Genomic DNA, 15,297 nt, shown 5'->3' on the forward strand with positions numbered 1-15,297 from the left:
CACCCCGTCCCCCATCAGCCGAGCATCGCCGTGACGTCCTCCCCGCTCCTGCAAGTCCGCAACCTGCACAAATCCTTTGGCAGCGTTCCCGTGCTCAACGGCATCGACCTCGATGTGCAGGCGGGCGAGCTGGTCTCGGTGATCGGGCCCTCGGGCTCGGGCAAGAGCACGCTGCTGCGCTGCTGCAACCGCATGGAGGACGCGAGCCGCGGCGAGGTGCGCGTGGAGGGCCACGACATCTATGCGCGCGGCGCCAACCTGAACCGGCTGCGCGAGCGCGTGGGCATGGTGTTCCAGGCCTTCAACCTCTACCCGCACCTCGACGTGCTGGGCAACGTGACGCTGGCGCTGCGCAAGGTCAAGAAGATGGCGCGCGACGCGGCCGAGCACAGCGCCATGGAGGCGCTCGCGCGCGTCGGCATGGAGCACAAGGCGCGCGTGCGCCCCACCCAGCTGTCGGGCGGCCAGCAGCAGCGCGTGGGCATCGCGCGCTCGATCGCGCTGAAGCCCGCGCTGGTGCTGTTCGACGAGCCGACCAGCGCGCTCGACCCCGAGATGGTCGGCGGCGTGCTGCAGGTGATGCGCGAGCTGCGCGCCGACGGCATGACCATGGTGGTGGTGACGCACGAGATGGGCTTCGCCAAGGCGGCATCCGACCGCGTGGTGTTCATGGACGGCGGCGCCATCGTCGAGCAGGGCTCGCCCGCGCAGGTGTTCGAGGCGCCGGTGCATGCGCGCACCGCGGCCTTCATCGCCAGCATCGGCAGCCGCGCGCTCTGAGCGACCGACCGGAAGCGCCGCATGCAGTTCGACAAGCTCGTCTTCACCTTCTTCAACGGCGACATCGCCGCGCGCTACCTGCCCCAGGTGCTGGACGGCGCGCGCGTGACGATCGAGCTGGGCCTGGCCGTGATCGCCGCCGGCCTGGCGCTGGGCATCGTGCTGGCCTACCTGCGCAGCCTGCCGGTGCGCGGGTTGCCGCTGCTGGTGTCGACGCTGGTCGACATCCTGCGCGCGCTGCCGCCGCTGGTGCTGATCATCCTGTTCTATTACGCGCTGCCCTTCCTGGGCCTGTCGCTTGGCGCCTTCGCCTCGACCTGGCTGGCCCTGACGCTGGTGCTCGCGGCCTTCTCCGAGGAGGTGTTCTGGGCCGGCATCGAGTCGCAGCCGCGCGGCGTGATGGAGGCCGCACGCTCCACCGGCCTGAGCCACACGCAGGCCATGGTGCACGTGCTGCTGCCGCAGTCGTGCCGGCTGATGGTGGCGCCGCTGACCAACCGCGTGATCGCCATCACCAAGGGCACGGCCTACGGCTCGGTGGCCGCGCTCAACGAGATCCTGAACCAGGCCACCTCGGCCACCAGCTTCGCGGGCAATCCCACGCCGCTGATGATGGGCGCGCTGGGCTACCTCGTGATCTTCCTGCCCGTGGTGGTCGCCGGGCGCTACATCGAGCGGCGCCACGGCGCGGGCCGCCACTGACGCCGCCGAACGGAGCCCTCCATGGAACTCATCCTCCAGTACTTCTTCAACCTCGGCGTGGTGCGCGAGGTCGGGCCCTACATCCTGCAGGGCCTGCTCAACACGCTGCTGCTGTCGGCCTGGGTGATCCCGCTCGGGCTGGTGGCCGGCATGGTGCTGGCGCTGGCCGGCTTCGTGATCCGCAACCGGCTGGTGCGCGCGCTGCTCGTGGTCTACATCGACTTCTTCCGCGCCTTCCCGCCGCTGGTGCTGCTGATCTTCCTCTACACCGGCCTGCCCTACCTCGGGCTGGAGCTCTCGCCCATGGCCTGCGTGGCGCTGGGCTTCATGTTCAACAACTCGAGCTACTTCGGCGAGATCCTGCGCGCGGGCCTGGAGTCGGTGCCGCGCGGCCAGCGCGAGGCCGCGCTGTCCACCGGCATGGGCCGCCCGGCCAGCCTGCTGTTCGTGGAGATCCCGCAGGCGGTGCGCAACGTGTTCCCCGACCTCGTGAGCAACATGATCGAGGTGGTGAAGCTCACCACGATCGCCAGCGTGGTGTCGGTGCCCGAGATGCTGTATGCCGCGCGCTCCGCGCAATCGATGCTCTACAACCCCACGCCCATCGTGCTGGCCGCGCTGATCTATCTCGCGCTGCTGTGGCCGCTGGTCGTGCTGCTGGGGCGGCTGGAGAAACGCCAGCGCCGCCCGAATCCCAAGGCCGCCTGAGGCGCCTGACCCCTACAACCACCAACGCTGATTGAGGAAGCAATGATGACAAGCAAACGTACCCTGGGCCTGGCCGTCGCCCAGATGGGCCCGGTACATCTGGCGGACACCCGCGAGGCGGTCGTGCGCCGCATGGTCGAGCTGATGCGCGACGCCAAGGGCCGCGGTGCCGAGATGGTCGTGTTCCCCGAGCTCGCGCTCACCACCTTCTTTCCGCGCTACTGGATGGACGAGGCCGAGGCCGAGGCCCGCTTCTTCGAGCCGGCCATGCCCAATGCGCAGGTGCAGCCGCTGTTCGACGAGGCGAAGGCGCTCGGCGTGGGCTTCTACCTGGGCTATGCCGAGCGCACGCCCGAGGGCACGCGCTACAACACCGCGATCATCGTGGACCGCGCGGGCGCCATCGTCGGCAAGTACCGCAAGATCCACCTGCCCGGCCATTCCGAGCACAAGCCCGAGGCACCGTTCCAGCACCTGGAGAAGAAGTTCTTCGAGGTCGGCGACCTGGGCTTCCGCGTCTTCGACACCATGGGCACGCGCTTCGGCATGTGCCTGTGCAACGACCGGCGCTGGCCCGAGACCTACCGCGTGATGGCGCTGCAGAGCGCCGAGGTGGTGGTGCTGGGCTACAACACGCCTTCGCTCAACATCCACTGGAACGAGCCGGTGCACCTGCGCACCACCACGCACCTGGTGTCGCTGCAGGCCAATGCCTACCAGAACGGCATCTGGGTGGCCGCGGCCGCCAAGTGCGGCTCGGAGGACGGCCACCACATGATCGGCAGCTCGGCCATCGTCGCGCCCACGGGCGAGATCGTGGCGCGCTCGCTCACGGAAGAGGACGAGGTGATCTGCGTGAAGGCCGACATGTCGCTGGGCGAATACTTCCGCCAGCACGTGTTCAACTTCGCCAAGCACCGCCGCCCCGAGCACTACCGCCTGATCGTCGAGCGCACGGGCGCGGGCGAGCCGCTGGTCTGAACGCGCGCACGGAACCCCTCATGGACACCACCATCGCTTCGCTGATCGGCGAAGAACCCTTCGACCTCACGATCCGCGGCGGGCGCATCGTCACCGACGGCCGCGTGGTCGAGGGCGACCTCGGCGTGCGCGACGGCCGCATCGCCGCCATCGGCGGCTCGCTGCCGCCGGGCCGCCGCGACGTGGACGCCACCGGCCGCTGGGTGCTGCCGGGCGGCATCGACAGCCATTGCCATGTCGAGCAGCGCTCGGGCATGGGCATGATGTGCGCCGACGATTTCTACTCGGCCACCGTGTCGGCCGCCTTCGGCGGCACCACCACCATCCTGCCCTTCGCGGCGCAGCACCGCGAGATGTCGGTGCCCGAGGTGCTGGCCGACTACAGCCGGCGCGCGGCCGAGAAGGCGGTGATCGACTATGGCTTCCACCTGATCCTCGCGAATCCCGACGATGCCACGCTCTCGACCGACCTGCCCGCGGCCATCCGCGACGGCATCACCTCGCTCAAGGTCTACATGACCTACGACCGCATGAAGCTCGAGGACTACCAGCTGCTCGAGGTGCTCGCGCTGGCGCGGGCCGAGGGCGCGCTGGTGATGGTGCATGCCGAGAACAACGACATGATCCGCTGGATCGCGCAGCGCCTGATCGACCGCGGCCACACCGCGCCCAAGTTCCATGGCGTGGCGCACGACCCGCTGGCCGAGACCGAGGCCGCCTACCGCGCCATCGCGCTCGCGCGGCTGGTCGACGTGCCGCTGCTGCTGGTGCACGTGGCCGGCGGCGACACCGTGGAAGTGATTCGCCAGGCCCAGACCCTGGGCGCCAACGTGCTGGCCGAGAGCTGCCCGCAGTACCTGTTCCTGACGGCCGACGACATGGACCGACCGGGCCTGGAAGGCGCGATGTTCTGCTGCTCGCCGCCCGCGCGCGATGCCGATGCGCAGGAAGCCATCTGGCGCGGCCTGATCGACGGCACCCTGGCCACCTATTCGTCGGACCATGCGCCCTACCGCTTCGATGAGACCGGCAAGCTGCCCAAGGGCGACGCCACCACCTTCAAGGAAATGGCCAACGGCGTGCCCGGCATCGAGCTGCGCCTGCCGCTGCTGTTCAGCGAAGGCTTCCTCAAGGGGCGCATCGACATCCACCAGTTCGTGGCGCTCACCGCCACCAACCATGCCCGGCTCTATGGCCTGGCGCCGCGCAAGGGCGCGATCGCGCTGGGCGCCGACGCCGACATCGCGGTGTGGAACGCCGAGCGCGAGACCACCATCAGCGCCGCCATGCTGCACGACAACGCCGGCTACACGCCCTACGAGGGCCGGACCATCCAGGGCTGGCCCGAGGTGGTCGTGAGCCGCGGCCGCGTGGTGATCGAGGACGACACGCTGCATGCCGAGCGCGGCAGCGGCCAGTACCTGCGCCGCGGCGCGCCGGACCTCAGGCGCCGCGCACCGGTGGCGCCCGCGCAGCGCCCGCATGGCCGTGTGCTGAAGGCGCTGATCGGCCTCGGGGAGGAGAAGGCATGAACACCAGCGCCAACCCGCCGCGCGTGCGCGTGCTGAACCCGAACAGCAGCGTCTCGGTGACCGAGGCCGTGGCACGCGCATTCCGCGCCACCGTGCCGCCCGCGCAATGCGACTTCGATTGCGTCACCGCGCACGAGGGCCCGCCGGGCATCGTCACGCAGGACGACTTCGAGCATGGCGCGCGCCTCGCTGCCGACGACGTGGCCGCGCATGCCGCCGAGGCCGATGCCTTCGTGCTGGCCTGCTTCAGCGACCCCGGCATCGCCGCCGCGCGCACGCACAGCGAGCGCCCGGTCGTCGGCCTGGGCGAAGCCGGCATCCGTGCCGCCATGGCGCGCGGCGAGCGCGTGGGCGTGATCGCCATTGCCAGTGCCGCCATCCCGCGCCACCTGCGCTACTGGGAAGCGCTGGGCGTGCGCGAGCGCGTGGTGGCCGAACGGCCGCTCGACCTGCCGGTGCACCTGTCGGGCGATGCCGCCCATGCGCTGGCGCCGATGATCGCGGCGGCGCGCCTGCTGGTCGACGAGGACGGCGCTGACGTGGTGCTGCTCGGCTGCGCCGGCATGGCCGAACTGCGTGCCCCGCTCGAAGCCGCGGTGGGCGTGCCCGTGATCGATCCCTGCGAGGCGGCGGCCGAACTCTCGGCCCGGCTCGCGCGGGCCTGGCGCGACGGAGCCGCCACGTGACGAGCCCACCGCAGCGGCTGGGCGTGCTCGGCGGCATGGGCCCGCTGGCCGGCGCCGCCTTCGCGCTGCGCATGGTGCAGCTCACGCCGGCCGACAACGACCAGCAGCACATCCCCGTGCTGCTGTGCAACGACCCCGCCATCCCCGACCGCTCCTCGGCCTTCCTCGGCCAGGGGCCGAGCCCGCTGCCCGGCATGCTGCGCGGCATCGACACGCTGGTGGCCGGCGGCGCCGACTGCATCGCCATCCCCTGCAACACCGCCCACCTGTGGTTCGACGAACTGCAGGCCGCGAGCCCGACGCGGCTGCTGCACATCGTCGAGGCCGTGGTGGCGGACCTGCGCCGCCAGGGCGTGACCGAGGGCAAGGTCGGCATCCTGGGCACACCCGCGACCATCGCGATGGGGCTCTACCAGCGCCACCTGCGCGACGCCGGCTACGAGACCATCGAGCCTTCGCCCGAGGAGGTGCAGCGCCTGTGCGTGCCCGCGATCGCGGCCGTGAAGGCCAACCGCATCGACGAGGCTTTCGCACCCGCGGCCGAAGGCATTCGCGCGCTCGCGCAGCAAGGCGCGCGAGCCGTGGTGCTCGGGTGCACCGAGCTGCCGCTGGCCGTTCCGGCGGCGCGGCGCGGCGAGTTCGACATCGTGCTGACCGATTCGATCGACGCGCTGGCGCGCGAGGCCATCGGGCTGATGCGGCCCGCCGATGCGTCGGCTCACGCGTCCATGTCGCGCAGGTAGACCGGCAGATCCATCACGGGCGGCCGCGCGAGCCGGTCAGCCGGCCGCGCGACTGCCCACCAGCACCGGCGCGGCGCGATAGCGATCCGGGAACACCTTCTTGAGGTTCTCGATCTTGGGCAGGTCGTTGAAGACGATGTACGGCTGCGAGGGATTGCGCGTCAGGTAGTCCTGGTGATAGGCCTCCGCGGGGAAGAAGCGCTTCTGCATCTCGATGGTCGTGACGATCGGCTGGCCGAAGCTCTTGAGCTGCCCGAGCTGTTCGATATAGGCCTTGGCGACACGGGCCTGCTCCGCGTTCTGCGCGAAGATGGTCGAGCGGTACTGGGTCCCGCGATCGGGGCCCTGCCGGTTCAGCTCGGTCGGGTCGTGGGCCACCGAGAAATAGATCTGCAGGATGCGTCCGTAGCTGATCTGCCGGGGGTCGTAGGTGATGGCGACCGCTTCGGCATGGCCGGTTCTTCCGGTGCCGACCATCTCGTACTGCGCGGATTTCTCGTCGCCGCCGGCGTAGCCGGACACCGCGCTGACGACGCCCTTCACATGCTGGTACACGCCCTGGACGCCCCAGAAGCAGCCGCCGGCGATGACCGCGACCTCGGTGGCCGCGGTCGGGGCGGCGGCATCGACCGTGGGCGCGGGAATCACGATGGCGCTTTCGGCGGCCAGGCTGGGCACCAGCCTGAAGGCGGCCAGGCCGGCCAGCCCGGCGGCGGCCCACAACGCGGCACGGCGCGACAGGGAGCGACCGGAGGACGCGGGCTCGATGGGTGTCGGGGAATCGTTCATGGGACGGGACCTTTCGTTGATGGGCGTGCGGCCGTGCGGCACGAGCCGGCCGGGCTCGCCTGTTCCTAGTTCGAACGCATCGCGCCGTCGGTTACACCGCGTCGCGAGCGAACCGGCGAACCTGCGCAAAAGAAAAGTTCCAGCGCATGGAATAAGCGGTCCGCGGCGGCGTCTACGTCTGCAACAACCCTCTCTTTCGAGGACTTTCGATGCTGATGACGCTTCCCTCCCGCTTGCGGCGCCCTCGCGCCCTGTTCCTCGGCGCCGCGGCGCTGGCCTGCGCGGCCGCGGCCTTCGGCGCATGGCATACGACGCCGTCCGGCAAGGGCGGCGATGCCGGCCTGATGGCCCGGCTCATGGACGTCTGCACTTCGCGCGACCCCGCGCAGGCGGGCTTCGCCGCCGAGAACGACGCAGCCATGGCCCGGATGATGGCCGGCATGGACATCAAGTCCTCCGGTGACGTGGACCGCGACTTCGCCGAGATGATGATCGCGCACCACCAGGGCGCCATCGACATGGCGCTGGCCGAGCTGCGCCACGGCAGCAACGAGCAGCTGCGCCGCATCGCGCAGGAAATCATCGTCGAGCAGCAGCAGGAGATCGCCGCGATGCGCCTGGCGCTCGACCAGCCGCTGCCGCCCTCCATGCCCGCACCCACGCAGCCTGCTCGCCCGTAGCGCCGCCAGGTCCACCTTCACTTCCCTTCGAGCTCCAGAACACCATGAAGAACCGCCCCTCTCTCCTCTTCTTCCCCCGCTGGCTGACCGCCATTGCGCTGCTGGCCTCGGCCGCCTGCGCGCAGGCCGGCCAGGCGCCGCGTGCCGCCGCCGAGGCCGACATCGCGATGAGTCACCGCGACCGCGTCTATGCGGCCGAGCAGTTCTCCAACACGGTGTCGGTGACCGATCCCGTCGACAACAAGCTGCTGGGCGTGATCCGCCTCGGCGATCCCGCACCCGGCAACTTCAGCCCGCTGTACCGCGGCCAGGTGCTGGTGCACGGCATGGGCTTCTCGCCCGACCATCGCACGCTCGCGGTGGTGTCGATCGGCTCGAACTCGGTGAGCTTCATCGACACCGCGACCAACGCGGTGAAGCACACCACCTACGTGGGCCGCTCGCCGCACGAGGCCTTCTACACGCCCGACGGCAAGGAGGTGTGGGTCACGGTGCGCGGCGAGAGCCATGTGGCGGTGCTCGACGCCGCCACCTTCGAGGAGAAGACGCGCATCGCCACGCCCAACGGCCCGGGCATGCAGATCTTCTCGCCCGACGGGAAGTACGGCTACATCTGCTCCTCGTTCAATCCCGAGACCGTGGTGATCGACACCGCCAGCAAGCAGGTCGTGGGCCGCGTGAAGCAGGACAGCCCGTTCTGTCCCAACATCGCCGCCACGCCCGACGGCAAGCAGGTCTGGTTCACGCTCAAGGACATCGGCCGCACGATGGTGTTCGACGCGAAGCCGCCGTTCGCGCCGATCAGGGCATTCGACACCGGGCCGATCACGAACCACGTCAACTTCGCCACCACCGCCAAGGGCAGCTTCGCCTACGTGACCGTAGGCGGCCTCAACCAGGTCAAGGTGTTCCGCACCGACGACTTCTCGCAGGTCGCGACCATTCCCGTCGGCAAGCTGCCGCACGGCGTGTGGCCCTCGGGCGACGGCAAGCGCATCTACGTGGGACTCGAGAACGCCGATGCGCTGGCCGCGATCGACACGGCCACCAACACCGTGGTCGCGAACGTGCCCATCGGCCAGGCGCCGCAGGCGATCGCCTATGTACCGAACGCGGTGCCGGCCGATGCGGGCGACGGCACGCAGGGCCTGCAGCCGCCGGGACTGGCCGGCCAGGTCGCCCACCTCTCGCTGGTGCCGGCCGGACCGCGCAAGGAAGCAACCCCGGCTGGCGCACCGACCAGCGTCGCGCTGTTCGACCAGGGCCTGCTGCAGGTGCTGCAGGCCTCGGCCACGGGCCTGGAGCCGAAGCAGCCCTATGTGCTCGCGCTGGCCGACAAGCCCGACGGCAGCGGCACGCTGCAGCCGCTCGCCAGCTTCATGACCAACCCGGCGGGCGCCGCCATCGTGAATGCCATCGGGCCGATCCGCCAGCAGGTGAAGGACGGCCCCGCGGGCGATACTCGGCGCTACCTGGTGATCGCGCCGCAGGTCGGCGGCAAGCCCTCGGCCCCGGTGCAGATCCAGGACCTTTGATGGCATCGGGCCTTCCCCTGACCCCTCAGCGCTTCGCGCATCCATGAGCGACCTGATCCTGCTCGTCGAGCCGATGATTCCCGCCTTGCGGCGCTATGCGCGCGCGCTGTTGCGGGATCGCGAATCGGCCGACGAGCTGGTGCAGGACTGCCTCGAGCGCGTGATCGCGCGCTGGGCGCAGCGGCGCGAGGCCGAGGACACGCGTTCCTGGGTCTTCGCGATCCTGCACAACCTCGCGGTGCAGCGCATGCGCCAGCAGTCGCGCCGCGGCCTGCACCTGGCCATCGACGAGATCGACAAGATCGACGAAGAGGCGCTGGGCATGCCCGCGCAGCAGGAACACCGCGTGCGGCATCACGAACTGATGCGCGCGCTCGACGGCCTGTCGGAAGACCAGCGCGCGGTGCTGCTGCTGGTCGCCGTCGAGGACCTGTCCTATGCCGAAGCCGCCGCGGCGCTCGGCATTCCGGTGGGCACCGTCATGTCGCGCCTGGCCCGCGCGCGCCAGCGGCTGCATCGCATGCTCGACGGTGTCGAGGCGATGCCGCCGGCCGACCCGTCGCATGCCGAGCCTGCGGCACGCCCTCACCTGCGGAGACTCAAATGAACGTCGATCCACCCGACGCCCGACCCATTCTCGAAGAAGACCTGCATGCCTACGTCGATGGCGTGCTCGACCCGCGACGCCATGACCAGGTGCGGGCGTATTTGCGGCAGCACGCCGATGTCGCCCACGAGGTCGAGGCCCATGCACGGCACCGGCGCGCGCTGCGCGAAGCGCTGGCCCCCATCGCCGAGGAACCGCTGCCGCCCGGGTTGAACCTCGCGCGCATGGTGGCCGAGCACGATGGGCAGGAAGCGCAGGCACGGCGCGAGCCCGCGCGGCGATGGCCCTGGGGCATGGCGGCCGCGCTGGTGCTCGCGCTCGGCGTCGGCGGCGGTGCGGGATGGTCGCTGCGTGGCGCGCAGGCCCCCGAGGCAAGCGGCATCTTCGCGCTGGGGCGCGAGGCGGCGCGCGGCTACGACATCTACGCATCGGATGCCACGCGCCCTGTGGAGATGGGGCCTTCGCAGCGCGCGGAGCTCGTCAGCTGGGTCTCGTCGCGACTGGGAAGGCAGGTCGCGATCCCCGACCTCGCGGCCGCGGGCTACGGCTTCGTGGGCGGCCGCCTGGTCATGACCGAGCATGGCCCGGCCGGCCTCTTCATCTACCAGGACGCGCAGGCCACGCGGCTCTCGCTGATGGTGCGGCCGATGGCCGTCGACCAGGACACGCCGACGATGAAGCGGATCGACGGCCCGCACACGGGCTATGCCTGGGCCGACCGCGGACTGGGTTACGGCGTGGTGGGGGCGAACGAGGCGCGCGTGCTGCATCCGCTGGCCGACGAGATGCGGCGCCAGATCGGCGAGGAGCTCAAGGGGTAGGTCCACGGCAAGCGGCCGGCCCGTCGAGCCGGATGCCGGGGCGTAACCTTTTGCCCCTGGCAGCCGAACTAGCCTTCGAAGCGGCGGCGTTGCGCCAAGCTGGCGTCTCGCGCGTGCTTCGTTATATTCAACAGTACATATCGATGGCCGCCATCCGCCCCATCGTCCAGGAGTTGTCATGACCCATCGTTCGGATCGTCGTTTCTTCCTCGGCGCCTCGGCCTCGACGCTCGGGGCCGCGGTGGCCGCCGCCTGGGGCTGGCGCTCCGGTGCCACGCAGGCCGCGGAGCCCGGCAAGTTCGAGGTCACCCGGACCGACGCCGAATGGCGCAAGCTGCTCACGCCGAACCAGTACGCGGTGCTGCGACAGGACGGCACCGAGCGGCCCTACAGCAGCCCGCTCAACGACGAACATCGCGAGGGCCGCTTCGCCTGCGCGGGCTGTGCGCTCGATCTCTTCTCCTCGAAGACGAAGTTCGACAGCAAGACCGGCTGGCCCAGCTTCTGGCAGCCGTTGCCGAACGCCGTCGGCGAGACGAGCGACAGCTCGCACGGCATGACCCGCACGGCGGTGCATTGCCGCCGTTGCGGCGGGCACCTGGGCCATGTCTTCAACGACGGACCCCAGCCCACGGGCCTGCGCTACTGCATGAACGGCCTGGCCATGAAATTCGCGCCCGGCGCCGCCTGATTCCGCCCCCGCGCACCCGGGCCTTCCACCATGCTGCTGTTCGTCGTCGCCTATCTGGGCGGGGTCCTGACCATCCTGAGCCCCTGCATCCTGCCGGTGCTGCCCTTCGTGTTCGCGCGTGGCGACCGGCCGTTCATGAAGAACGGGCTGCCACTGCTGATCGGCATGGCGCTGACTTTCGCCGGCGTGGCCTCGCTGGCCGCGGTCGGCGGTGGCTGGGCCGTGCAGGCGAACCAGTACGGGCGCGTCGTGGCGATCGTGCTGATGGCGCTGTTCGGCCTGGCGCTGCTGCTGCCGGGGCTGTCCGAGCGCCTCGCACGGCCGCTCGTGGGCTGGGGCGAGCGGCTGTCCGCCTCGGCCGAAACCACCGGTGCGGGCGGATCGCCGCGCTCCGCCTTCGGCACGTCGCTGCTGCTCGGCGTGGCCACGGGCCTGCTGTGGGCGCCTTGTGCCGGCCCCATCCTCGGACTGGTGCTGACCGGCGCGGCACTGGGTGGCGCCAGTGTCCGGACCTCGCTGCTGCTGCTGGCCTACGCGGCGGGCGCGGCCACCTCGTTGGCCGGTGCGCTGCTGGTGGGCGGACGGCTGTTCAAGGCCATGAAGCGGTCGCTGGGCGCGGGCGAATGGATCCGCCGCGGCATCGGCGCGGCCCTGCTGTGCGGCGTGGCGGCCATCGCGCTGGGGCTGGACACCGGTGTGCTGGCGCAGCTCTCGCTGGCGGGAACCGCCTCGGTCGAGCAGGCGCTGATCGACAAGGTACGGCCCAGGGATGAATCGACGCTGGTGACGACCGGCCCCGATTCCACCGTGATGATGGCGCCCGGCAACGCCATGATGGCCGCCAACAGCGCGATGCGGGCCGAGGGCGGCGGCGTCGCGGCGCTGCCGGTCGAAGACCAGGCCCCCTCGCTCGACGGCGCCGTGCAATGGCTCAACTCGCCGCCCCTGCGCATGGATGCCCTGCGCGGCAAGGTGGTGCTGATCGACTTCTGGACCTACTCCTGCATCAACTGCCTGCGCGCCCTCCCCTACGTGCGCGCATGGGCCGAGAAGTACAAGGACAAGGGCCTGGTGGTGATCGGCGTGCATGCGCCGGAGTTCGCTTTCGAGAAGAAGCTCGACAACGTGCGCAAGGCCGTGAAGGACCTGCAGCTCGACTACCCGGTGGCGGTCGACAACGACTACGCGATCTGGCGCGCTTTCAGGAACGAGTACTGGCCCGCGCACTACTTCATCGACGCGCAGGGGCGCATCCGCCATCACCACTTCGGCGAAGGCGCCTACGACGAGTCGGAGCAGGTCATCCAGCAGCTGCTGGCCGAAGCCGGGCAAGGCGCGATGCCCGCCGAGCTCGTCAAGGTCGAGGCGCAAGGCGCGCAGGCCGCGGCGGACGGCGCGAACCTGCGATCGCCCGAGACCTACATCGGCTACGAGCGCGCCGAGAATTTCGTTTCGCCCGGCGGCGCGGTCCGCGCCAAGGCGCACGGCTACACGGCGCCGTCCCGGCTCGAAGCCAACCAGTGGGCGCTCGGCGGCCGCTGGACCGTGGGCGGGCAAAGCGCCGTGCTCGACAAGGCACAGGGGCGCATCGCCTACCGCTTCCATGCGCGCGACCTGCACCTCGTGCTCGGATCGACGACGCCGGGGCATCCCGTGCGCATCAAGGTGACCCTCGACGGCAAGCCGCCCGGAGACGACCACGGCGTCGACATCGATGCACAAGGCAACGGGGTGGTCGACGGCCAGCGCCTCTACCAGCTGGTGCGGCAGCGCGGCGCGGTGGCGGATCGGCGCTTCGAGATCGAGTTTCTCGATGCGGGCGTGGAGGCCTTCGCGTTCACCTTCGGTTGATCGCGCGCTAGTCCCAGATCGCCGCGTTCACCAGGTAGTCGGGCAGCGTCCGGGCGGCCAGCACGAGCAGGCCGAAATCCGCGTCGTCGAGTTTCTGCGGCGCGGTGTCGAAGTGGCTCAGCGTTCCGACGACCCGCGCATCGAGCAGCGTCAGAGCGACCGCGTGGTAGGCGCGGATCATTCCCTGGTAGGGACTGCCGTCGAGCAGCGCCTCCTGGGAGGAGTCCTCGACGTGAAGGAACGCGTCGCGCAGCACGAACCGGCAGAAGCTGTCGGCCAGCGGAAACACGGCGAAGCGTTCGGGCCGTGGTTGCTCCAGCTTGTCGATCAGCAGCACGTTCCTGACCTGATCGCCGTCGACCTTGAAGATGGCGGTGAAGCGGTGCGGAACCGCCGCATTCAGGGCGCGCAGCGCATGCTCGAAGGCCTGCGCCTGGATGAGCGACAGGACCGAATCCGCGGTGGCTTCGAGTCGTTGCCTCGGTGGCGTGGGCAAGGTAGACATCATCGGGTGTGTGCGCTAGCAGGTGGCTTCGTGCACCGCTTCGTCCGCGATGAGCAGGTCCTTGTAGAACGCGCCGAACGGGCGCGTCGGATGCGCGATCTGGATCTCCAGCACCCAGAGTCCCGGACCGCGCCCGGCCGCAGGGATCGCAGGCGGAAAGTCGCCCACACGGTGCCCGTGGAGGCCCAGATTGAGGCGCCATCCCCTGGCCTGCGCACGCTGCGTCGCGTAGGCATACAGCGCCTCGCCGTCGAGGCCCTCGGTGCACAGGCGCGAACTCACTTCCTGCCAGATCGCGCGCACGGTTCTCGCGCAGTCTTCCATCTGGGGATCACCGCCGACCACGAAGGTCTCGCCGGCGTCGCCCTCGTGGCCTTCCCACACGGGGCCGATGTCGATGAAGAAGATGTCCTGTTCGCCGAGCACGCGAGCCGGGTCGGACGCGTCCCTGGCGGTCTTGAGCGTGTCTTCGCCGAAGCGGATCGCGACCGGATGCCAGTTGCGTTCCATCTCCAGCGCCTGCAGCGTCGCCGCCGCCAGGGCCGTGGCCTGTGCATGCGTCATGCCGGGCCGGATACCCGCAGCGATCTGTCGGACCGCGCGCTGCGACAGGGAGCGTGCGCGCCGCAGGGCCGCCAATGGCAACCCTGCCTCGGTGACGGCGGATCGGAGCAGTTCGGGGAGCATCATGGTCATCGGCGGTATCCGTCTGCCTGGATCGAGGCAGTCGCTGTATCTTACAAAATACAGCGATGCCCGATCCCGCCCCGCCGGCGATGCCTCTGCCCTAGATGTAGCAGTTCTTCAGGATGATCGCGCGACCGGCCGTGCTGCCCACGTAGGCGATGAAGGCGTCGACCGCGGCATTGGTCGAGCCGGCGCGGCCGCGGATCGCCACGGCGTCCTGCAGCAGGCGGTCATGCGGCGGGTTGCCGTTCACCGTGGCCGGCGTGTACTCGAAGTAGGTGCCGGTCAGCGGCGTGCGGATGGCGCCGGTGCTGCTGTCGCACAGCTGCGACTTGGCGACGAAGCCGATGTTGGGATAGGTCGTGGCGCTGGTGCTCGCGTTCACCGCCGTGTAGGTGGTGCCGATGGTCGTGTACTGGGCGAACTTGGCGTCGTAGGCACCACCCGGGTAGGTGATGGCGTTGACGCGGCTGAGCACCTGCTGGGCCGCGGTGCCGTACGGCGCGGTGACCGGGTTGGCGATCGCGACCTGGCCGTTCGCATAGGCGTAGCTCGCGGGATTGGTGAAGCCGTTCGAACCGCTGGTGCTCACGTTCGGGCCGTACTTGGACCACAGGATCAGCTTGCCCTCGGCATAGCGGAACGGCACCTGCACCACGGTGGGATGGCCGGTGCGCAGGGCCGCCGGCGTGGTGTCGTCGGCCGCGAAGAACAGGTCATAGGGCGTGGTGCCGCCGGGCGCGGCCAGCGCGGTGTTGATCGTCGTCTGGAAGTCGCCCGTCGCGCCATAGGTCACGGTGAAGCTGCTGCCCGAGAACGGCAGGCCCGAGGCCCCGAAGGCATTGACGAGCTGGACCATCGCACCCTGGAAATTCGCGGCCACCGCCACGGTGATCGACTGCGCCCAGGTGGCGGACGAACCCAGCATCAGCACCGATGCCGAAACGCTCAGGGTAATTTTTCTGATCGAAAGCTTTTTCACGTTATCTCCTCGAAGAA

At 69.9% G+C, this 15,297-nt stretch carries 17 protein-coding genes; 13 read left to right on the plus strand and 4 right to left on the minus strand.

Features of this window, described 5'->3' with window-relative positions; translation table 11 throughout:
- Positions 1-30 precede the first annotated feature (30 nt).
- The 7 genes from AC07PU_RS03590 to cuyB are packed head-to-tail and all read left to right on the plus strand — an operon-like array spanning position 31 to position 6,132.
- Positions 31-780 (plus strand): amino acid ABC transporter ATP-binding protein, encoded by a 750-nt coding sequence (locus AC07PU_RS03590; RefSeq protein WP_093349649.1) that lies wholly within the window; start codon positions 31-33, stop codon positions 778-780.
- Between the two features lie 21 nt (positions 781-801).
- The gene (locus AC07PU_RS03595; RefSeq protein ID WP_093349652.1) at positions 802-1,482 is read left to right on the plus strand and encodes an amino acid ABC transporter permease; all 681 of its coding nucleotides are present in this window, start codon (positions 802-804) and stop codon (positions 1,480-1,482) included.
- Between the two features lie 21 nt (positions 1,483-1,503).
- Positions 1,504-2,190: an amino acid ABC transporter permease gene (locus tag AC07PU_RS03600; RefSeq protein ID WP_495315285.1), complete on the plus strand. Its 687-nt coding sequence runs from the start codon at positions 1,504-1,506 to the stop codon at positions 2,188-2,190.
- Positions 2,191-2,235: 45 nt separating this feature from the next.
- Positions 2,236-3,171: an N-carbamoyl-D-amino-acid hydrolase gene (locus AC07PU_RS03605; RefSeq protein WP_208507618.1), complete on the plus strand. Its 936-nt coding sequence runs from the start codon at positions 2,236-2,238 to the stop codon at positions 3,169-3,171.
- Between the two features lie 20 nt (positions 3,172-3,191).
- On the plus strand, positions 3,192-4,703 hold the full coding sequence (gene hydA, locus AC07PU_RS03610; RefSeq protein WP_495315287.1) for a dihydropyrimidinase: 1,512 nt from the start codon (positions 3,192-3,194) through the stop codon (positions 4,701-4,703).
- Positions 4,700-5,389 (plus strand): aspartate/glutamate racemase family protein, encoded by a 690-nt coding sequence (locus tag AC07PU_RS03615; protein ID WP_495315289.1) that lies wholly within the window; start codon positions 4,700-4,702, stop codon positions 5,387-5,389. Before hydA ends, AC07PU_RS03615 begins: the two co-directional genes overlap by 4 nt.
- On the plus strand, positions 5,386-6,132 hold the full coding sequence (gene cuyB, locus AC07PU_RS03620) for a cysteate racemase (RefSeq protein WP_495315291.1): 747 nt from the start codon (positions 5,386-5,388) through the stop codon (positions 6,130-6,132). Before AC07PU_RS03615 ends, cuyB begins: the two co-directional genes overlap by 4 nt.
- Before the next feature lie 36 nt (positions 6,133-6,168).
- Here cuyB and msrA read toward each other — a convergent pair whose 3' ends face one another.
- Positions 6,169-6,921, minus strand: a complete 753-nt coding sequence (gene msrA / locus AC07PU_RS03625) for a peptide-methionine (S)-S-oxide reductase MsrA (protein WP_495315293.1) — start codon at positions 6,919-6,921, stop codon at positions 6,169-6,171.
- A 344-nt stretch (positions 6,922-7,265) separates the two neighbouring features.
- On the opposite strand from msrA, the gene AC07PU_RS03630 reads away from it, so the two are divergent.
- The 6 genes from AC07PU_RS03630 to AC07PU_RS03655 all read left to right on the plus strand — a co-directional run bounded on the left by AC07PU_RS03630 (position 7,266) and on the right by AC07PU_RS03655 (position 13,106).
- Entirely contained in the window at positions 7,266-7,601 is a 336-nt protein-coding gene (locus tag AC07PU_RS03630; protein ID WP_495315808.1) for a DUF305 domain-containing protein, read from the plus strand.
- Positions 7,602-7,645: 44 nt separating this feature from the next.
- Entirely contained in the window at positions 7,646-9,136 is a 1,491-nt protein-coding gene (locus AC07PU_RS03635; protein ID WP_495315294.1) for a YncE family protein, read from the plus strand.
- Between the two features lie 43 nt (positions 9,137-9,179).
- Positions 9,180-9,743, plus strand: a complete 564-nt coding sequence (locus AC07PU_RS03640) for an RNA polymerase sigma factor (protein ID WP_495315296.1) — start codon at positions 9,180-9,182, stop codon at positions 9,741-9,743.
- A complete protein-coding gene (locus AC07PU_RS03645) occupies positions 9,740-10,564 on the plus strand; it encodes an anti-sigma factor family protein (protein WP_495315298.1) in 825 nt (274 codons plus the stop codon). The genes AC07PU_RS03640 and AC07PU_RS03645 overlap by 4 nt, the downstream gene beginning before the upstream one ends.
- Before the next feature lie 178 nt (positions 10,565-10,742).
- Positions 10,743-11,255 carry a peptide-methionine (R)-S-oxide reductase MsrB gene (gene msrB, locus AC07PU_RS03650; RefSeq protein ID WP_495315300.1) on the plus strand — a complete coding sequence of 171 codons (513 nt, stop codon included), beginning with the start codon at positions 10,743-10,745 and terminating at the stop codon, positions 11,253-11,255.
- Positions 11,256-11,285: 30 nt separating this feature from the next.
- Positions 11,286-13,106 carry a cytochrome c biogenesis protein DipZ gene (locus tag AC07PU_RS03655; protein ID WP_495315302.1) on the plus strand — a complete coding sequence of 607 codons (1,821 nt, stop codon included), beginning with the start codon at positions 11,286-11,288 and terminating at the stop codon, positions 13,104-13,106.
- A 7-nt stretch (positions 13,107-13,113) separates the two neighbouring features.
- Here AC07PU_RS03655 and AC07PU_RS03660 read toward each other — a convergent pair whose 3' ends face one another.
- From AC07PU_RS03660 to AC07PU_RS03670, 3 genes are all read right to left on the minus strand, one after another.
- Entirely contained in the window at positions 13,114-13,614 is a 501-nt protein-coding gene (locus AC07PU_RS03660) for a guanylate cyclase (protein ID WP_495315304.1), read from the minus strand.
- A 12-nt stretch (positions 13,615-13,626) separates the two neighbouring features.
- Positions 13,627-14,307, minus strand: a complete 681-nt coding sequence (locus AC07PU_RS03665) for a M24 family metallopeptidase (RefSeq protein WP_495315306.1) — start codon at positions 14,305-14,307, stop codon at positions 13,627-13,629.
- A 91-nt stretch (positions 14,308-14,398) separates the two neighbouring features.
- Positions 14,399-15,280: a substrate-binding domain-containing protein gene (locus tag AC07PU_RS03670; protein WP_495315308.1), complete on the minus strand. Its 882-nt coding sequence runs from the start codon at positions 15,278-15,280 to the stop codon at positions 14,399-14,401.
- Between the last annotated feature and the right edge of the window lie 17 nt (positions 15,281-15,297).

The organism is Variovorax sp. GW821-FHT10D07, assembly GCF_059415325.1.